Raw genomic sequence first — 18,147 nt, forward strand, 5'->3', positions numbered from 1 at the left:
GCCGAGGTCAGCGCCACCCCGCGCCATACCGCCAAACTCCCACGCTCGATGGTCTATTTCCGGATCGCATGGGTGGCAAGGCGAAAGCGCTGGATCTTGCCCACCGCGGTTCGCGGGAGTTCGTCGACGAGGTGGATCTCGCGCGGGCGCCTCGGGCCGGAAAGGCGCTCCTCACACCACCGCGTCAGATCATCCGGCAGGCTGGACGGCGCGGCGGCCGTCGGGACTATGAAAGCCACGGGCACCTCGTCGCGGACCGGGTCCGGCATGCCGACGACCGCCGCGTCCAGGACGTCGGGATGGTTGACGAGCATCGATTCCAGTTCGACGACGGACACGTTCTCACCGGCGACTTTGAGCATGTCGCCGCTGCGGCCGACGAACACCACCTCGCCGTGTGCGTCGAGGCGGCCCAGATCTCCGGTCCGCAGCCACGTGAACCCGCTGCCGTCCGGCTCCTGCAGAGCGGCAGCGGTCGCGGTGGGATTGCCGCGGTACCCGGCGAACAGGGACAGCCCCGGAAACCCGCCGACCTGGATTTCGCCGATCTCGCCGGGTGCGACCGGTTCGCCGCTGTCCGGGTCGCGGAGGCGGACGTGACAGCCCAGGGTCGGGGTCCCCAGCGTCATTTTCGTCAGGTTCAGTCGCCGGCTCATGAGTACCGCCGGGGCGGTCTCGGTCATTCCGTAGATCTGCCGGGGCCGGCAGCGGACGAGGGCGGCGAATCTTGCGAACTCGTCGTCGGTGAGGTTCTGGGAGAACCAGACGTTCTCCAGAGGCCGCGACAACGGCGTCGGTTCCGCGCGCGCCAGGATCATCCGGATCGGTGCCGCGAACAGGGATACGTGCGTGGCTCGCGACTGCTCGGCCTGTTTCAGGAACCGTGATGCCGAGAACGAGCTGACGAGGACCACGGTCGCGCCCACCGAGATGGCGGCGGAAATCGAGTAGTACTGGGCGTTGGCATGGAAAAGCGGGAGTACGACGAGAAAACGCGACCCGGCCCGGAGACCGGAGGCGGCGGCCATCACATCGCCGGCGAAGGCGTAGTTGGCCTGTGTCAGCTCCACGATCTTGGGCGCCGAGGTCGTGCCCGACGTGAACATCAGCGCCAGTTTGTCCAGCGGCGCCACCGATATGGGTTGCGGATCGACGCCCTCGGGAGTGCGCAGCGCGGCCAGGGTCCCGTCGTCCGGTTCGACGATGACGACGGGTGCCGCGGATTCCGAGGCACGGTAGGCGGGGGCCTGCGCGGTGCCGCAGACCGCGAGTGCGGGTTTCACGCGAGCCGCCTGTGTCGCCAATTCGGCGGCGGTACTGCGCGGGTCGCACGGAAGGATGATCCAGCCGCTGCGGGCGGCCGCGACCATGACGGCGATGAACGCGGGGCAGTTGGGCAGGATCAGCTGGATGCAGTCGCCCTGGCGGAGCCCGTACGTGGCGATCGCACGCCGGACCTGCTCGACCACGGTGTCGAATTCGCGGTAGGTCCACGCGAGCACTTCCCCGTCGGATGGCGCGTATTCGAGAAAGGTCGCGTCGGGCGCCGCCACCGTGGCGAGCGTCCAACGGTGGGCCAGGGTCGTCCAGTCTGCCAGCGATTCCACCACCGAAGTATCGAGGCGGCCCGGCGCGGCGACCATGACCCCGCGAGGTGAAAACCCGGGCTCTTGCTCGTACCGGAGAGACAACGGCATACTCAGGCCGATGAACCCCGACTCGCCGGGCCCGCCGCCGGACATCGTGCGCACGCTGGTCGATCTCGGGACCGAATTGCAGGCCGAGGAGATCGACCTCCCGCGCGTGCTGGACATGGCGACGCGCAACGCCGTACGGCTGCTCGGCACCGACATCGGGTGGCTTTCGCTGTTCAACGACGCCACGTCCCGCATGCGCGTGGCCGTCAGCCACGGCGTTACCGGTGCTGACTTCGCCGCCATGGAGATCGCGCACGACGAGGGCTTGGGCGGTGCCGCTCTCGAACGTCGCGGCCCCGTCGTCATTTCCGACTACGCCTCATGGGCGTCGCCGGGACCGGTGCGCGATGCGATGCTCGCCGAAGGAGTCGCCTCGGTCGTCTGCGCGCCGATGCTGCGCGGCGACTGCGTTGTCGGGGTGCTCTACGCCGCGAACCGCACACCGACGGACTTCACGCCCGCCGATGTCTCCATCGTCACGGCGCTGGCGGCTCAGGCGTCGGTCGCCATCGGCAATGGCCGCCTCTACAGCAGCCTCCTCGACAAGACCCGCACGCTCGAGGCCACCTTCGAGATTCACCGCGCGCTGGGCGAGGCGGCGATGTCCGACATCGGCGTCGACCGGGTGGTGCGTGCGCTCGGCGAACTCACCGGACGGCGGCTGCTGCTCGAACAACGAGTCGTCCCGCCGTTCGAGATCTTCAGCGAGCCGGCCGACGACGGCGATGGCGAGACGGCAGTCGCCGCAGTGGTTCCGGTCCGCAGGAACGAGGCAGACGTCGGCCGGATCACGGTGTTCGGTCACGCCCCGCTCAGCGAGCTCGAACAGAACGCGTTGTCCCATGGGGCCACGGTTCTCGCCCTGGAGCTGATGAAGCACGAGGCCGCCCAGGACGTCGAATGGCGCCTGCGAGGGGAGCTGCTTGAGCAGCTCCTCGAAACCGGCGGTGCGCACTCCGGCGAACTGGTGGCCCGGGCCAAGCGATTCGGGATCGATCTCGGCGGTTCGTGCGTGATCGTGGTCATCGAAGCGTCCGGACTCGAACCACCGGCGCTGCGCGCGCTCGTCCAGCGCGTGATCACCTCGCACGACGCCGGCGTCGACCGGCACACCACGCTGAGTGGGCAGCGCGGTGATCGCGGCGTTGTCGCGCTGATCGGCGAGGGGCATGACCTCGACCGGTTCGTCCGCTTCCTCGTGCGGGCCGCGGGCGACGCTGTCGTCTGGATCGGTACCAGTGCGGGCCGGCCGACCGTCGCCGAGGGCTTTCGCGAGGCCGCGGCCTGCTCGCGGCTGGCAAGGCAGGCCAGTCCTGAACAGGCGCGCGTGATCCACGGGTCGGCGTTGGGGCCGCTGCGCTTCATGCTGGATATCCGGGACCTCACGAATGCGCGCTCGTTCGTCGAGGACGTGCTCGGCGCGGTCGCGGCGCACGAGGACGCCGGGGGCGCGCAACTGCTGACCACATTGCGTGCCTATATCGAGGAGGACGGCCACCATCAGCGCATCGCGCGCCGGTGCCACGTCCATGCCAGCACGGTGAAGTATCGCCTCGCCCGGATCGCCGACCTGCTCGGAAGGCCGCTTCAGCCCTGGGAAACGCGGTTCGAGATCACCCTCGCGTTCCGGCTGGCGGATCTTCTGCGAAGCCTTCCCGACGAACGGTCCGCCGGCCTCCCCCGGGATTGAACCGGCCGGTGCGTCCGGCTCGTCGATCACCTCGCGCAGAGCGCGACCCGGGCGCCGACGCGCGAGAACCGATCATTTGGCGAGGAGCCCGGCGTCGACCGGCAGCGTCACTCCGGTGATGTAGCGCGCCTCCGCGGACAAGAGCCAGGCCACCGCGTGGGCGACGTCCTCGGGCTCGAGCCACGCGACGGGGAGTAGGTGGCGATTCCGGTAGAACTCCCGCAGCGCGGCGATTCCCTCCGGTCCCCGCTTGCCCGTCCGGCGCTCTGCATGGTCGGGGTTGTTGACCATGGGAGTGTTCACCGACGTCGGGTGGACCGTGTTGACCCGGATCGACCGCGGCCCCAGTTCGTGGGCAAGGGACCGCATCATCCCGACGACCGCGTGCTTGCTCATGACGTAACCGGCGTAGCCACTCATCCCCGTCGCGCCCGCGACGGAACTGGTGAGCACGATCGCGCCCCCCTCGGGGCGGAAATGCGGCAGGGCGGCGCGCACGGTGTTCCACGTCCCCGTCACGTTGACATCGAGGGACTTCTGCCAGTCCTCGGGCGCGAGGTCCTCGTTGGTTCCCGGTCGGAGCAATCCCGCGTTGGCGAAAACCCCGCCGATCGGGCCGAGCCGGTCGGCCACGGCTGCCGTCGCCGCGGCCAGGTCGGCAGGTCGCCGCAGATCCGCCGCGGCGGCGACCGCCTGACCGCCCTCGGCCCGGATCGCCTCGGCGACCGGCTCCGCGAGGGCACGCCCGTCGCGGTCGGCCATGTCGAGGGCCGCGACCCTGGCGCCACGCGCGGCCAGGAGGCGGCAGACCGCGCTGCCGATCCCGCCCGCGGCGCCGGTGACCACGATCGTGCTGTCGAAAGTCATGATCGTCTCCGGAAGTCGTGTGGTGGCGCCGGTCGTGTCACGTCAATGCGGGCGCGACGGCGACGACCCGCCCGCCGACGCAACGGTTCGTCAGCGTGCCGACCCGTTCGATCGTCGTCTCGAGAACCTGGTCGGCGCCGAGGTATACCGGCGGAGTCATGCAGTGTCCGACGCCCGCGCAGGTGCCGGTGGCGACGATGTCGCCTGGTTCGAGGGTGATCCATTCGCTGATGTAGGCGAGGATCTGAGCCGGCGTGAAGATCTGATCCGTCGTGCGGCCGTCCTGGCGAACCTCGCCGTCGACCCGGGTCGACAACGCGAGGTCCGGGTTCGGGTCCAGTTCGTCGACGGTGACGATCCAGGGTCCGACCGGCGTGGAGGCCTCGATGTTCTTGCCCGGGATCCACTGCGATTCGTGGACTTGGTAGTCGCGGGCGGAGACGTCGTTGACCACGGTGAATCCGCCGATGGCCTGGGCCGCCTGCGCCTCGTCGGCCTCCCGCAGGCGGCGTCCGACGACCACGCCCAGCTCGGCCTCCCAATCGACCATTTTCGAGGTGTTCGGGAGCAGGATGTCGTCGGCGGGACCGATCAATGTGGACGGATACTTCGAGAACACGATCGGATGCCGGGGCTTGGGCAGCTTCGCCTCCGCCATGTGCGTGTAGTAGTTGAGTCCGATGCAGAAGAACTTGGCGTCGTTGTCGATCGGGGCCAGCAACTCCGCGGACCCGGCCGGGATCCGTGCGCCGAGGGGCAGATCCTGTCCCGACGCGACGAGCGACAAAGCAGAGGCGACACTTTCGGTCTCGAGCAAGCGGATCCGGTCGTCCTCGACGAGCGCCGGCGTGGCGCGGCCCTCGAACCTCACCCGGGCAAGCTTCATGACATTCACACCTTTCCGAAATCAGAAATGGGCATACGACGGGCGGCTAGTACATGTCGGCGTTCGCCACGCCGGGAAATTCGGGCTCTACGTGCTTCAGCACGGCGGCGACGCCGGCCTGAGCGTCCGGCATCGTCCGGCTGAAAGCCTCGGCATACAGCGAATGCTCGAAGATCGCGATGTTGTGGTGGTACCAGCCGTTGACAGCGGCTTTGGTCGCCTGAAGCGCGAACTGCGGGCCGCGGGCCAGTTTCGCGGCGATGCCTTCGGCGATCGGCATCAGGTCGTCGTGGGGCACGCACCTCGCGACCAGTCCCATGTCGGCGGCCTCTTGGCCGGTGATGTGCTCGCAGAGCAGGAGGTTGTACTTGGCCTTGGCCATTCCGATCGACATCGGCCAGATGAGTGCGGCGTGGTCTCCCGCCGCCATGCCTATCTTGATGTGGCCGTCGATCAGCACGGCTCGCTCGCTGGCAAGGGTGATGTCCGCGCACAGCGCGACCGCGAGTCCGCCGCCGACCGCGACGCCGTTGATCGCGGAGATGATCGGCTTGCGACACGCGAGCATGTTCCGGACGATGGCGCGGCCGTCTCGCGTGTCCACCTCGAGCGGCCCGTTTCCCGCCGCCATGTCTCCACCGGCGCAGAATGCCCGGCCCGCTCCCGTGATGATCGCGACGTTCATGTCGGGATCGGCGTCGAAGTCTTTCCAGATCCGGCCTTGCTCGCCGTGGCCCTGCTCGCCGGACGCGTTGAGCTTCTCCGGCCGGTTCATGGTGATGCGCAGAATCCGATCGTCACCCGGCTCAACTTTGAGGAATTCGTAGTCTTCATACATCTCAAGTCTCTCCTTGGAGATTGTGCGCCGGGTGATCAGCGACGCCGAAGTATTCGTCTGTGCGAGAATCGCCTGACCACGTGAGGTGCACCGCCGAAAAACAGCTGGAGCATGCCGGCGTGTCCGGCTTTGCCGGGTACAGGGAGCCAAATTCTGAGGCGGAGGTCGATACGCATGCCGCCGGTAGCGGTGGTACGTCGAGCGAAAATGCGTTACTCCGCTATCCGGTGCGGAGCTGTCGATCAGTCGCAGCAGCGCACTGCCGGAACCGATTGACCATATTCCTTGGCCAGCAACATTTGCGTGGTGAATGCGATGTGGTCGCGCAGCAGTTCGGCGCCGCGCTCCACTTCTCTTCCGACGGCTGCGTCGGCGAGGGCCTGGTGCTCGGCGGCCGGGTTGCGGCCGTTCGCGGCGTTCAAGGGCGTCGCCCAGCGCCGGTACAGTTCGGCCTCCGCGCGCAAGCCCTGCGCCATTTCGACGAGACGCCGGTTGCCGCACCCGGCGAGCAACGCGGCGTGGAACGCCTCGTGCGCGAGGTACCAGCCGTCGTCGCGGACCTCCCCGGGGGTTCGGGGTTCGCGGCGAGCCAGCAGGTGGTGGGTCGCCACCACCTCGGCCTCCCAGTGGTCGTCGCCGAACAGCATCGCCTGCCGGAACGTGAGACTCTCGAGTTCGACCCGGGCCGCGGTCAGGTCGGTCAGCTCCTCCGCGGACAGGGACGCCACGGCGTAGCCCTGGTGCGCCTGGAGCGTCACCAACCTCTCGCCCGTGAGCTTCGTGAGCGCCTCGCGGGCCGGACCCACGCTCGTGCCGTACTCCGCGCACAGCTCGGGAAACTTCAGCCGCTGCCCGGGCTTCAGGCGCGCCATGAAGATGTCCGCCCGAAGCCGCTCGTACAGCTCGTCCGCCCGAGTGCCGGACTTACCCTGCTTGGCCATAGTCGAAACGCTACCTGATCAGACAATCTGAGCGCAACTTTTTAAAGTTGGGTTGACACGAGAAAGTGGGGCGCGCAGGATGCGTGGCAGATGCGGCGCTGCCGGCCCCGGCGCCGGCCCGCATCGCCACTGGCGGCAAGCTTCAATGAGGAGGCGAGTTGACGCAGTTGCTGAACCCCTGGATCAGCGGCGGACCGGGATTCCCCGCCGCCCGCCCGCGCATCCAGCAGGAGAATCCGGACCGGGTACGACGCCTGATTGCGTCTCCGGTGATCTGGAACTGACTTTCGACAGCTTGGGTTTCCGGCCTCCGCCCCGGTGGGTACGCGGGTCGCGAAGCGCATCTTTCCTATTCGGGACGGCCTCGTCATCCGTGCGAACGGGTATGTGATCTGGCGTCCGATATCACCTGGTAGGCGGCGATTTACCGATCCGGCCGAACGTAGGCGGATCCCGCGCGGTACGTGACCGTCGCGACGCGAACCGGATAGCCGTGACTGTGGCCGGATTGGCAACGAACGACACGGAGAGGAGCCTGAGATGCGGTTCGTGACGTACGAGTCGCCCGGCGGAGGTGACCGTGCCGGTGTGGTCGACGAGGGGCGAGTGTGTGGGTTCGAGCCGGGGTTGACGCTACTCGACCTGCTGGATCGGGGTGACCTGGCGCGCGATGCCGAACACGTCGTCGCGTCGCCGAGCGAGGTGGTTCCCTTGCGGGAAGTCACCTTGCGGGCGCCGCTCGAACCACGCTCGTTGCGGGACTGCGCGGGTTTCCTCCAGCATCTGCGCAATCTGTCCGCGACCGCGGATATGCCGGTCGACGATCGGCACCTGCGGTTCCCGCCCTTCTACTTCTCGAATGTGGCCGCGGTGATCGGCCCCTATGATGACGTGCCGATCGCACCGGACAGCACGATGTTCGACTATGAGCTGGAAATCGCCGCGGTGATCGGAAAAGCGGGTGCCAACATCCCGCTCGCGCAGGCCGAGGAGCACATCGCCGGTTACCTGATCCTCTGCGACTGGAGTGCGCGGGACCTGCAGCTGAACGAGATGCCGCTCCGTCTCGGCCCGGGGAAGGGAAAGGACACCGCCAACACGCTGGGGCCGATGCTCGTCACCCCCGACGAACTCGAACCGTTCCGCGCCGGCCGTGCTTTCGACCTCGAAATGACCGGTTATGTCAACGGCGAACTCGTCAGCCGCGGGCGCTGGAGTACGATCGACTGGGGATTCGCCGACATGATCACCTATGTCTCCCGCGGTACGAACCTGCGTGCCGGCGACGTCATCGGGTCGGGCACCGTCGAGACCGGCTGCCTTTTCGAGCACTATTCGATCGACCCCCGGAATTTCCGCGGCTGGCTCCGGCCCGGGGACGAAGTGCGGCTGGTCGTGGAGCAGCTCGGCGAACTCCGCCAGCGGGTCGTCGAAGGCGTCAAAGCCGAACGGTTGAGCAGCGGCTACTAGCAGAGGCGAAAACGCCTCCGGTGAATGAAGATCTCCTCGTTTGGGAGGTACCGTGAAGCTGTGGGATCACACGTGGATGCAGGTCGAAAAGTACCTTGAGCACGACGACCGGGTCGTGGTGCCGCTCGGTTCCACCGAGCAGCATGCCTACCTTTCCGTCGGCACCGACGCGATTCTCTGCGAGAAGGGCGCTGTCGAGGCGGCACGATCCGAGGGGGTGCCGGTACTTCCCGTTCTCCCGTTCGGTCTGACACCTCTCTTCACTGCGTTCCCGGGGACGGTCAGTCTCCGGATGGCGACCTACGTCGCGCTGCTCACCGATGTCCTCGATGCCCTTTATGCGCAAGGTTTCCGGCGGATCGTGCTGCTGAGCGGGCATGGCGGGAACGCGCCGGCGGCCCAGCTCGGGCAGGAATGGGGAGCGGCCCACGCCGATGCCGAGGTGATGTTCCACGGCTGGTTCACCGACCCCCGGGTATGGTCGGTGGCAACCGGTCTTGCCGAGGCCGGACACGCCTCCTGGGTCGAGAATTTCGCCGACGTCCGCATCGATGGGGTCGGGATACCCGCCGGCGCCAAGCCTCTTGTGCCACCTGCCGCATTGCGGACGGCTTCTCCGGAACACGCGCGGGAATTGCTGGGCGATGGCTCCGGTGGAGGTGCCTATCAGCTCGAACAGCACTACGCCGACAAGGTATGGGCTACGGCTGTGACCCTGCTTCGGGAACAGCTCAGCTCCGGATGGAATGCGAGAAAATGAGCATCATTGAGCTTGCGACGATGAGGGCCAAGGCGGGCCGGGCCGATGACATGGGCAGAGCGCTTCCGGTCGCGCTGTCGGTCATCGGAGAAGCGGAGGGATGTCTCGCAGCGGCAGCTTTACGCTGTGTCGAGCGTCCTGATGAGTTCGTATTGCGGATCCAGTGGGTCTCGGTGGCGGCGCACGAGGCTTTCCGGGAGACGGCGGAATTCGCGAAGTATCGGGCGGCCTTCGCCGATCATCTCGGCGAAGTCGTGGGTTTCGCCCATTACCAGGTCATCTGAAAGGCAGCATGATGAACGTTCCTGTGATCAGCGAGATCGGCCACGTCGCGCTTCGGGTCCGGGACCTGGCCGCGGCGGAGGAGTTCGCCACGAATGTCCTGGGCCTGCATCTGACCGAGCGCACCGCCGACGCGCTGTGGTTCACCCACGGCACACCCCATCACAGCCTCCAGTACATCGCCGCGGAGGAGGACTCCCTCGATCATGCCGGGCTCCTGACTCCCGATGCGGAATCGCTTGCCGAGGCGCGCAAACGGGTGGAATCGGCCGGCCTGCGGATCATCGGCGACGGGCCGGTGAGCCGCGGCGTCGAGGACGGCTTCGTCTTCGAGGACGAGGACGGGTTCGTCTTCGAGATCTACAGCCGCATGACGCGCACCGAGCCGGGCTCCGCCGCCGGGGTGCTGCGACCGCGACGGCTCGGGCATTTCAACTTCTTCGTTCCCGAACCGCGGCGGATGGAGCGGATGCTCACCGGCCTGTTCGATTTCCGGGTCTCCGACCGGATCGAAGAAGGGGTTTTCCTGCGCTGCAACGTGGATCACCATGGGATCGGGGTGTTCCCGGGTCGTGGGCGTATTCATCACTGTGCCTGGGAGTATCCGACGATGATCGAGGTCGCGGCGATCGCCGACCTGATCGACGCTCGCGGCGAATCCGTTCTCTGGGGGCCACTGCGCCACGGCATGGGTCGCAACATCGCCACGTACGTGCAGGAGCCGAGCGGGCTCGTCCAGGAGTTCTACTGTGATATGGAACGGATTTACGACGATGCCGGGCACACCCCGGGGGAGTGGACCTACGACGGGCACAAGTGGGTGACGCTGTGGGGTCCGCATCTCACCCCGGAGGGCTTCGCCGAGTTGGGGCTGCCGCCCGGAACGCGCGATCGCACGGAGCGCGCGTGATGCCGAGCGCGGTAGTCCTGGACGGCGCCGAACTCGTCTGGGCCGAGTCGCCGCGTTGGCGAGAGGGACGGTTGTGGGTGTCGGACACCCAGGGCTGCCGGCTCGTCGTCATCGGCGCGGACGGCACGCGGGTTCATCCACTCGACACACCGGTCAACGGCACGGGTTTCCTGCCCTCCGGCGAACTCGTCGCCGCGCGGATGCACGTGCCGCGTCTGGACCGCTTCGACGGGCACGACTGGTCGGTGCACGCCGACCTGGCGAGGCTGGTCGATGGCCGGCTCGGTGATCTGATCGCGTTGCCGGATGGCACGGTCTATGTCGACGAGGTGCGGACGCCGGACGAACCCGGTCGTCTCCTGAAGGTCGAGCCCGGGGGCAGCGCCTCCGTCGCGGCCGGGGAACTCGTGTTCCCCAACGGTCTCGCCGTGATCGGCGAGGGCCGCACGCTGATCGTGGCCGAGACGTTCGCCGGCCGGCTCACCGCCTTCACGATCGGCCCGGACGGGAACCTCGGCGACCGGCGAATGTGGTTCGACCTCAAGGAAAAGCTGGGTGCCCGCTACCTCCCGGACGGCATCTGGGCCTGCCGGGACGGATCCGTCTGGGTCGCTACGACCACCGGTCACGCGTTCCTGCGCATCCGGGACGGCGACGTCGTCGACCGGATCGACGTCGACGGGTTCGCGATCGCCTGTTGTCTCAACGAGGACGAGACCGATCTCTACGCCACCACGGCGACGAGTCTGGACCCCGGAATCCCGGTGACGGAGGCCGTGCGCGAACAGCGCACGCAGGCGCGCGTCACCCGGTTCAGCCCTGGCAGGAATCAGCACTGACTCAAGAAGTGAGGATGCGCGGCGCGCCCGAACTACCGGCGACTGTTCCCGCATCGAAGACGGCTTGCCCGGATCGGAGAGTGAGACCTGATGGACCTGAGGAAGAGCGAGACGCGAAGACGCCGCCGCGTGCGGCCGTTCTTCGCCGCCTCCGCCACGATTGCGGTAGCGACTGTTCTGCTGGCCGGCTGCGACTCGTCGACAGGCTCGTCGGCCCCCGGCGGGGGCTCGGGCAATGCCGATGTGGCGGCAGCCAAGGCTGTCGTCGCCAAGTACACCGGCAAGCCGAGCCCGTTCCCTGTGACGGTGCCTCTCAAGCACGCCGTGCCTGCCGACGCGAAGTTCGTCTATCTCCAGGCGTCGGACCCCATCGGCGCCCTGCTCGGCTCTCTCCTGGAGCCGGCCGTGCGGGCCGCCGGTGGCCAGTTCGTGGCCATTCCGGCGGGCCAGACGGCATCGTCGGTGCAGGCAGCCGCCTCCAGCGCCCTGGCGATGAAGCCCGCGGTCGTCCTGCTGCCGGCGTTCATCCCGTCCCAGTTCGGGAGCAAGCTCAAGGCACTCCGCGAGGCAGGAGCCCAGATCGTCGGTGCCGGCATGATCGGCGCGAAGCAGTACGGCATTCAGTTCTGCGACGGCTGCGAGGAGATGAACGCCCTGGACGGGCGGGTGATGGCCGACTGGGTGGTCGCCACCAAGGGCGCGAACGCGAACGCCGTGTTCTATACCGTGCCCCAGCTGTCCTTCACCCCGACGATGTGGGCGGCCTTCAAGGAAGAGATGGCCAAGTTGTGCCCGGGCTGCACGGCGCGCAACGTCCCGATCGACGTATCGACCTTCGGCACGACCGCTCCGCGAACGATCGTGAACGACCTGCAGGCGCACGCCGGCAGCAATGTCGCGGTCTTTTCGACGATGGACATGGCCCAGGGTCTCCCCGGGGCCATGAGTGCCGCGGGCCTCGACGTGTCGACCATCGGTGGGGCGCCGACGCCGGAGAATCTCCAGGACATCAAGGCCGGGAAGCTGACGGCGGGCGTGGCGATCGACCTCCCCACTTATGCCTGGACCATGGTCGATGCCGGGGCGCGGCTGATGCAGGGCCAAGAGCCTGAAGCAGGCGAAATCTACTCGCCCATTCAGATCCTTGAGCGCAACGACATCACGTTCGATCCGAGTCGCGGTTTCTCCGGCTACCCGGACTACGTCCAACGCTTTACCGCGCTCTGGCATCCCTAGGAGCAGCCACATGCCGGCGATAGCAGACAAGCCGTCGAACGGGGCGACCCTGCTCCGTGTCGACGGGCTTTCGAAGACCTTTCCGGGACTCAAGGCACTGGATGACGTGTCGTTCACCGTCGGTGCCGGCGAAATCGCCGCCGTCGTCGGGCACAACGGCTCGGGCAAGTCGACCTTGGTGAAGGTCCTTGCCGGGGTGTACCAGCCCGATCCCGGATCGGTGATCGAGATCCGGGACGCGAGCGGGAAACCGCTGGCCGAGAGCGCCGCCCGGGATGGCCTGCATTTCATCCATCAGGACCTGGGCCTCATCCCCATGCTCACCACGATCGAGAACATGGGGCTGGGCAGATCAGCGAACGGAAGGGGGCTCCGCCCCGTCCGGACCGCTCGGGAACGGGACGAAGCCAGGCGCCTCATCGCTCGTTTCGGCGCCGCGTTCGATCCCACGACGCCCGTGGCCCTCCTGTCGCCGGCGGAACGGGCGATCGTGGCGATAGCCCGCGCCATGGACGGCTGGACCCGATCCGAAAACGTCCTCGTGCTCGACGAGCCGACCACCGCCTTCCACGGCGACGAAGTCGAAACGCTGTTCGGCGCGGTGCGCCGGGTGGCGGCCGAAGGGGCCGGTGTCGTGTTCATCTCCCATCGGCTGGACGAGGTATTGGGGCTCGCCGACCGAGTCGTCGCGCTGCGGGACGGCCGGGTCGTCGCCGACCAGCCGGCCGCCTCGCTCGACCACGACCAGATGATTCGCCTGATCGCCGGACGCGCGGTCGCGGACACCGACGTCTCGAGAACGTCCCAGCCGCAGCGGCGGGTTCTGCGCGTCAGCGGGATCGCAAGCGAAAAGATCAAGGACATTTCGCTCGAACTCGGCGCCGGTGAGATCGTCGGCGTGAGCGGGATCCTCGGGTCCGGGCGGGAGGAGCTGGCCGGGTTGATCTTCGGTGCGGTTCATCGTGCGCGGGGGACGGTCGAGGTCGAGGGAAACCTGCTCGTGTCCGATGATCCGGTGGCGGCGATCGAGGCCGGCCTTGGCTATGTTCCGGCCGATCGGAGGCGGGACGGCGCGGTCATGGACATGGACGTCCGGGAAAACCTCACGCTTTCGCTGCTGCGTCCGCTTCGGCGGCGGCTGGGCCGCCTCGACGGGCGAGCGGAGCGTGCCGAAACCCGGCAGTGGGTGGACATCGTCGAGCTTCGCCCGCCGAATCCCGGCCAGCGGCTCAAGCTCTTCAGCGGCGGTAACCAGCAGAAAGTCGTGCTGGCCAAATGGCTGCGCACGAAACCGCTGGTCCTGCTTCTCGACGAGCCGACTCAGGGCGTCGATGTCGGTGCCAAGGCGGCCATCTACCAGCTGATCGCGGCGGCTGCGGCAGCAGGCACCGGTGTCCTCCTCTGTTCGTCGGACACCAAGGAGCTCGTTTCGCTGTGCGATCGGGTCCTGGTACTGGAAACGGGACGCATTCTCGAGTCCATCGACCGCGGGGAGCTGACTGAGGCGCGACTCGTCCGCGCCGAGCTTGGGCTCGATGCCGGCGCTTCCTCGGACGGGCTCACCACGACGGAGGTTCGGCATGGCTCCTAAGGTTGTGACGAAGACGCGGGACGCGAGTGATTCGCCGCTGACCGGGGAATTCGGTGCCGGGGAGATCCAGGTGCGCGAATGGCAGAGCCCCCCGTTGGCAACGCGCGTGCGGAAGGCACTGTCCTTTCGGAACATGAGCGCGCTGTATCTGTTCGTGGTGCTCTTCGTCGCTTTCGCGATCTGGGTGCCCAGCACCTTCCTGACCGCGAGCACCTGGCGTTCCCTGATCTCCGACCAGGCGATCACGTGCCTGGTCGCGCTGGGTGCGGTGCCGGCGTTGGCGGCGGGCGTTTTCGAGCTGGCGATCGGCAGCGAGGTCGGTCTGGGGGCGGTCCTGGTCGCTTGGCTGCTCGCCGACCGCCACGTACCCGTTCCGCTGGCGATCGCCCTGACCGTCGTGGCCGCGGTTCTCGTCGGCGTGCTCAACTGGGTGTTGATCGCGCGCGCCCGGGTACCGTCGTTCATCGCGACGCTGGGTATGAGTTCGGTTCTCACCGCGGTGATCTTGTGGCTCTCCGGCGGCGCGCAAATCCTGAACCTTCCGGCGGGTTTCGAGCGCATCGCGAATCACCAGATCCTTGGACTGCAGCTACCGGTGTACGTCATGCTCGCCATTGCGATCCTCGTGTGGTACGTGCTGGAGCGCACTCCTGCCGGTCGTGGCGTATACGCGGCGGGAGCGGATCCCGACGCCGCGGCGCTGGCGGGCGTGCGCGTGTCTCGCGTGATCTTGTGCGCGGCCGTGGCGTGCGCCGTGATCGGCGGCGTGGCGGGCCTTCTGGAGAGTTCGCAGCTGTCGACAGGCGACCCGACGATCGGGCCTGGCTACCTGCTTCCCGGCATTGCCGCCGTCTTCCTCGGCTCAACGCAGTTCCGCGGCGGCCGGATGAACGTATGGGGCACGGTCGTCGCGGCGTACGTGATTGCAACCGGCGTCAAGGGGCTGCAGCTCGCCGGTGCGCCGACGTGGATACCGGATCTGTTCAACGGCGCCGCGCTCCTGGTCGCAGTGGGCATAGCGGCACACCAGAAGTCGCCGGTCTCCCGGACTGCCGCGGTTCGCCGGCTCCTGCGGTCCGCTACCCGTTCGGTGCGCTCCGCCCGGCGCGCACGTCGCGCCGAGCAGCTTGCGCGCGTGCGTGGCGGCGTCGGCGATCTCGCGGTCGCCGGCGGCGGAAAGGTGGCCTGGACACCACCGACCTTTGCCGCACGTACGCTGCGCAGGCTGTCCATCCGCAACATTGGTGCGCTCTATCTCTTGGCGTTCATCGTCGTTGTCTTCTCCCTCTGGGTCCCGGCCACGTTCCTGACCTCCGGGACCTGGCGGTCGCTCATCTCCGACCAAGCCATCACCTGTCTGGCCGCGGTCGCTCTCGTGCCGGTGATCGCGTCGGGAGTCGTTGATCTCGCGGTCGGCGCGGAAGTCGGCTTGGGCGGCATTCTGGTCGCCTGGCTTCTCGCCGACCGGCATCTGACGGTGCCGATGGCCGTCGGCGTCACGCTGCTGTGCGCGGTCGCGGTCGGGCTGGTCAACTGGGCGCTGATCGTGCGCGGGCGAATCCCTCCCTTCATCGCCACCCTCGGCATGAGTTCCGTGCTGGTGGCGGTCATCGCGTGGGTTTCCGGCGGGACGCAGATTCTCGACCTGCCCGCGGGGTTTCAGAAGATCGGGAACCACCAGATTCTCGGGCTGCAACTGCCGGTGTACATCCTGCTGGTGATCGCCGTGATCACGTGGTACGTCGTCGAGCGCACACCGGCCGGCCGGCAGCTCTACGCGACCGGAGCCAACCCCGCGGCGGCCCGCTTGGCGGGGATCCGCACCTCCCGTGTCATCCTGCTCGCCACGATCGCGTGCGCCGTGATCGCCGCCGTCGCCGGCCTGCTTGAGAGCGCTCAACTCGGGACGGGCGATCCCACGGTCGGTCCTGGCTATCTTCTGCCCACGATCGCCGCGGTGTTCCTGGGATCGACCCAGTTCAAGAATGGCCGCATGAATGTGTGGGGCACCGTCGTCGGCGCATACGTGATTGCGACCGGTGTCAAGGGACTGCAACTTGCGGGGGCGCCGACCTGGTCCCCGGAGCTTTTCGACGGTGTCATCCTGATTGCGGTCGTCGCGCTGGCGCAGTATCAACGACGACCGAGTGCGTGGGCAGCCCGTATCCGGAAGCTGGTCAAGCGTGACCGCGCGGGGCAGACGCCTGAACGTGCGCAACCCGGCTTCAAGGCAACCAAGGGAGGGTGATGGTGGCCAGGCCACTCGGCAGCTATTCGATATGTCAGGCCGAATTTCGCCATACGCCGAGCGTGTGCGAGAGAAAAGAGGGTCGAAGAATGAGTGCGCGAGTCCATTCACCCCGGTCGGCACCGTCGATATCCGGGTCGTTCGCGGCAGATCACGGCGGTCGGGCGGGGGCGAGCAGCCATGAGTGACTCCTCCCGGCATTTCGACGTCGCGGTTGTCGGGTGCGGTACGACCGGTCTGACGCTCGCCCATCTGCTGGCGTCGGCCGGTGTCCGCGTGGCGGTCATCGATCGGTGGCGGCTGCCCGTCTCGTTCCCGCGGGCGACACATCTCGATGACGAGACGATGCGCATCTTCCAGACACTCGGGCTCACCCACATGGAGTCGCGCTACATCGGTGTCGGGACGTACCGCTTTCTCGACCCGGATGGCCGCGCGGTCATGGAGTTCGACATGCATCGGGGCAAGACGGAGCAAGGGTGGAACTCGGACTACATGTTCCATCAACCGGACTGGGAGTCGGTAATGCGGGGATTCATCCAGGAATCGGATTCCGCGTCCGCGTACTACGGGTGGCAGGTTCTCGCCATCGAAGATGCCGACGATGTCGCGCGCCTTCTCCTTCGTGACGCGTCCTCAGGAGTCGAGACGGGAATTTCCGCGAGCTATGTGGTCGGCTGCGACGGTGCGAATTCCGTGGTTCGCTCCGTCCTGGGATCCGAGCACGTCGACTATGCGGCGACGCATCGGTCGCTGATCGTCGACATCGAGCCGTTCGTCACCTCACCAGGACTGCCGCCGAACCTGGATACGTTCATTCAGGCCGGGCTGCGGAATCCGGTCACCTTTCTGTACCTGTCACGGGGGATGCTCCGGTTCGAATGGCTCCTCAGGCCGGAGGACGATACGCGGGAGTTCGAGCGATTGGACCGGATATACGGGCTTCTCGAACCATGGTTCCGGCCGAGCGAGTATCGGATCGCCCGTGCGGACATGTATCGGTGGCAGGCCGTGGTCGCCGATCGCTGGCGGAGCCACCGGCTGTTCATCGCCGGCGATGCCGCCCATGAGATGCCGCCGCACCTCGGCCAGGGAATGTGCTCGGGGGTACGGGACGCCACGAACCTGGCGTGGAAGCTGCCGCTGGTCGTCCGCGGAGAGGCGCCGCCGGAGCTGCTCGACACCTACGAAAGCGAGCGGAAGCCGCATATGACGGTGTTCGTCGAGACGGCCGCCAAAATGGCGAACCAGATCGAGGACATGGTCGAGGTCCCGGCCCACCTGGAGCCGCCACCGGTCGAAGAACGGGGCCCGCTGCGCCCCCTGATGGGCCCCGGCGTCTTCGCCGCCGGCGGTCGTTGGGCGGGTACCCTGAGCGAGCAGCCCCGGCTCGCGGACGGCACTCTCCTGGACGACGTAGTGGGCTTCCGGTTCGCTCTCGTCGGAACCGACTCAGTGCTGGGTGATGTGCGCGATACGGCGGGACCGAGTCTGCGGCGGTTCGGGATCCAGGTGGTCAGTGCCTCCTCCGATGAGTTCGCGGCATGGCTCTCGCGGCTCGGCGTGGGCGCGGTCCTGATCCGGCCCGATCGCTATGTGTTCGGTACTGCGAACAGCCCGGCTGAGGTGCGAGCATTGATTTCGCGCCTTGAGGCGCTCATTCAGGAACCGCAAGCCGCGCTCTTTGCCGACGTCGACTCGGCCACCTGAAGTCAGCGTGGCGTCGCGGGTCTCACCGGGACCGGATCGCGGTGAGACCCGTTGGCCGGTGGGCGTTGCGCGGTGCCGTCGTGCGTGATCGGCGCACTCCGACCGCAACGACAACGAATCCACCACGATCAGGATCATCGCTCACCGGCGACCGATCACAAGACGGGCCTGCCACCTCACCG

The 18,147-nt window shown here is 67.4% G+C and carries 16 protein-coding genes; 11 read left to right on the plus strand and 5 right to left on the minus strand.

Annotated features, from left to right (window positions below; genetic code table 11):
• Nucleotides 1-53: 53 nt before the first annotated feature.
• On the minus strand, nt 54-1,742 hold the full coding sequence (locus D5S19_RS31265; protein ID WP_199730808.1) for a class I adenylate-forming enzyme family protein: 1,689 nt from the start codon (nt 1,740-1,742) through the stop codon (nt 54-56).
• Nucleotide 1,743: 1 nt separating this feature from the next.
• Between D5S19_RS31265 and D5S19_RS31270 the strand changes: the two genes are divergently transcribed.
• The gene (locus D5S19_RS31270) at nt 1,744-3,387 is read left to right on the plus strand and encodes a helix-turn-helix domain-containing protein (protein WP_158605687.1); all 1,644 of its coding nucleotides are present in this window, start codon (nt 1,744-1,746) and stop codon (nt 3,385-3,387) included.
• Between the two features lie 72 nt (nt 3,388-3,459).
• Here D5S19_RS31270 and D5S19_RS31275 read toward each other — a convergent pair whose 3' ends face one another.
• From D5S19_RS31275 to D5S19_RS31290, 4 genes are all read right to left on the minus strand, one after another.
• Nucleotides 3,460-4,254, minus strand: a complete 795-nt coding sequence (locus D5S19_RS31275; RefSeq protein WP_120026945.1) for an SDR family oxidoreductase — start codon at nt 4,252-4,254, stop codon at nt 3,460-3,462.
• 37 nt (nt 4,255-4,291) lie between these two features.
• On the minus strand, nt 4,292-5,140 hold the full coding sequence (locus D5S19_RS31280) for a fumarylacetoacetate hydrolase family protein (protein WP_120026946.1): 849 nt from the start codon (nt 5,138-5,140) through the stop codon (nt 4,292-4,294).
• A 46-nt stretch (nt 5,141-5,186) separates the two neighbouring features.
• Complete coding sequence (locus D5S19_RS31285) at nt 5,187-5,978, minus strand: enoyl-CoA hydratase-related protein (protein WP_120026947.1); 792 nt, start codon at nt 5,976-5,978, stop codon at nt 5,187-5,189.
• Nucleotides 5,979-6,220: 242 nt separating this feature from the next.
• Nucleotides 6,221-6,919, minus strand: a complete 699-nt coding sequence (locus D5S19_RS31290; protein WP_120026948.1) for an FCD domain-containing protein — start codon at nt 6,917-6,919, stop codon at nt 6,221-6,223.
• Nucleotides 6,920-7,077: 158 nt separating this feature from the next.
• On the opposite strand from D5S19_RS31290, the gene D5S19_RS33685 reads away from it, so the two are divergent.
• From D5S19_RS33685 to D5S19_RS31335, 10 genes are all read left to right on the plus strand, one after another.
• Complete coding sequence (locus D5S19_RS33685) at nt 7,078-7,203, plus strand: hypothetical protein (RefSeq protein WP_267901184.1); 126 nt, start codon at nt 7,078-7,080, stop codon at nt 7,201-7,203.
• 256 nt (nt 7,204-7,459) lie between these two features.
• Entirely contained in the window at nt 7,460-8,389 is a 930-nt protein-coding gene (locus tag D5S19_RS31295; RefSeq protein WP_120026949.1) for a fumarylacetoacetate hydrolase family protein, read from the plus strand.
• Nucleotides 8,390-8,441: 52 nt separating this feature from the next.
• Complete coding sequence (locus tag D5S19_RS31300) at nt 8,442-9,149, plus strand: creatininase family protein (RefSeq protein ID WP_120026950.1); 708 nt, start codon at nt 8,442-8,444, stop codon at nt 9,147-9,149.
• Entirely contained in the window at nt 9,146-9,433 is a 288-nt protein-coding gene (locus tag D5S19_RS32230) for a putative quinol monooxygenase (RefSeq protein ID WP_158605688.1), read from the plus strand. The genes D5S19_RS31300 and D5S19_RS32230 overlap by 4 nt, the downstream gene beginning before the upstream one ends.
• A gap of 8 nt (nt 9,434-9,441) precedes the next feature.
• The gene (locus D5S19_RS31310; RefSeq protein ID WP_120026951.1) at nt 9,442-10,341 is read left to right on the plus strand and encodes a VOC family protein; all 900 of its coding nucleotides are present in this window, start codon (nt 9,442-9,444) and stop codon (nt 10,339-10,341) included.
• Entirely contained in the window at nt 10,341-11,180 is an 840-nt protein-coding gene (locus tag D5S19_RS31315; RefSeq protein WP_120026952.1) for an SMP-30/gluconolactonase/LRE family protein, read from the plus strand. Before D5S19_RS31310 ends, D5S19_RS31315 begins: the two co-directional genes overlap by 1 nt.
• A gap of 90 nt (nt 11,181-11,270) precedes the next feature.
• Complete coding sequence (locus D5S19_RS31320) at nt 11,271-12,416, plus strand: substrate-binding domain-containing protein (protein ID WP_120026953.1); 1,146 nt, start codon at nt 11,271-11,273, stop codon at nt 12,414-12,416.
• A gap of 10 nt (nt 12,417-12,426) precedes the next feature.
• Nucleotides 12,427-14,007, plus strand: a complete 1,581-nt coding sequence (locus D5S19_RS31325) for a sugar ABC transporter ATP-binding protein (protein WP_120026954.1) — start codon at nt 12,427-12,429, stop codon at nt 14,005-14,007.
• A 4-nt stretch (nt 14,008-14,011) separates the two neighbouring features.
• Nucleotides 14,012-16,255, plus strand: coding sequence for an ABC transporter permease (locus D5S19_RS31330; protein ID WP_158605689.1), 2,244 nt, complete (start codon nt 14,012-14,014; stop codon nt 16,253-16,255).
• 180 nt (nt 16,256-16,435) lie between these two features.
• The gene (locus D5S19_RS31335) at nt 16,436-17,965 is read left to right on the plus strand and encodes a bifunctional 3-(3-hydroxy-phenyl)propionate/3-hydroxycinnamic acid hydroxylase (RefSeq protein ID WP_120026956.1); all 1,530 of its coding nucleotides are present in this window, start codon (nt 16,436-16,438) and stop codon (nt 17,963-17,965) included.
• Nucleotides 17,966-18,147 lie beyond the last annotated feature (182 nt).

This window comes from Amycolatopsis panacis, from assembly GCF_003600245.1.
Lineage (GTDB): Bacteria > Actinomycetota > Actinomycetes > Mycobacteriales > Pseudonocardiaceae > Amycolatopsis > Amycolatopsis sulphurea.

Bases quoted from the DNA above. Each gene is read 5' to 3' on its own strand.
- D5S19_RS31265 (WP_199730808.1), bottom strand. From the start codon at position 1,742: ATGTCCGGCGGCGGGCCCGGCGAGTCGGGGTTCATCGGCCTGAGTATG.
- D5S19_RS31275 (WP_120026945.1), bottom strand. From the start codon at position 4,254: ATGACTTTCGACAGCACGATCGTGGTCACCGGCGCCGCGGGCGGGATC.
- D5S19_RS31280 (WP_120026946.1), bottom strand. From the start codon at position 5,140: ATGAAGCTTGCCCGGGTGAGGTTCGAGGGCCGCGCCACGCCGGCGCTC.
- D5S19_RS31285 (WP_120026947.1), bottom strand. From the start codon at position 5,978: ATGTATGAAGACTACGAATTCCTCAAAGTTGAGCCGGGTGACGATCGG.
- D5S19_RS31290 (WP_120026948.1), bottom strand. From the start codon at position 6,919: ATGGCCAAGCAGGGTAAGTCCGGCACTCGGGCGGACGAGCTGTACGAG.
- D5S19_RS31295 (WP_120026949.1), top strand. From the start codon at position 7,460: ATGCGGTTCGTGACGTACGAGTCGCCCGGCGGAGGTGACCGTGCCGGT.
- D5S19_RS32230 (WP_158605688.1), top strand. From the start codon at position 9,146: ATGAGCATCATTGAGCTTGCGACGATGAGGGCCAAGGCGGGCCGGGCC.
- D5S19_RS31310 (WP_120026951.1), top strand. From the start codon at position 9,442: ATGATGAACGTTCCTGTGATCAGCGAGATCGGCCACGTCGCGCTTCGG.
- D5S19_RS31315 (WP_120026952.1), top strand. From the start codon at position 10,341: ATGCCGAGCGCGGTAGTCCTGGACGGCGCCGAACTCGTCTGGGCCGAG.
- D5S19_RS31320 (WP_120026953.1), top strand. From the start codon at position 11,271: ATGGACCTGAGGAAGAGCGAGACGCGAAGACGCCGCCGCGTGCGGCCG.
- D5S19_RS31325 (WP_120026954.1), top strand. From the start codon at position 12,427: ATGCCGGCGATAGCAGACAAGCCGTCGAACGGGGCGACCCTGCTCCGT.
- D5S19_RS31335 (WP_120026956.1), top strand. From the start codon at position 16,436: ATGAGTGACTCCTCCCGGCATTTCGACGTCGCGGTTGTCGGGTGCGGT.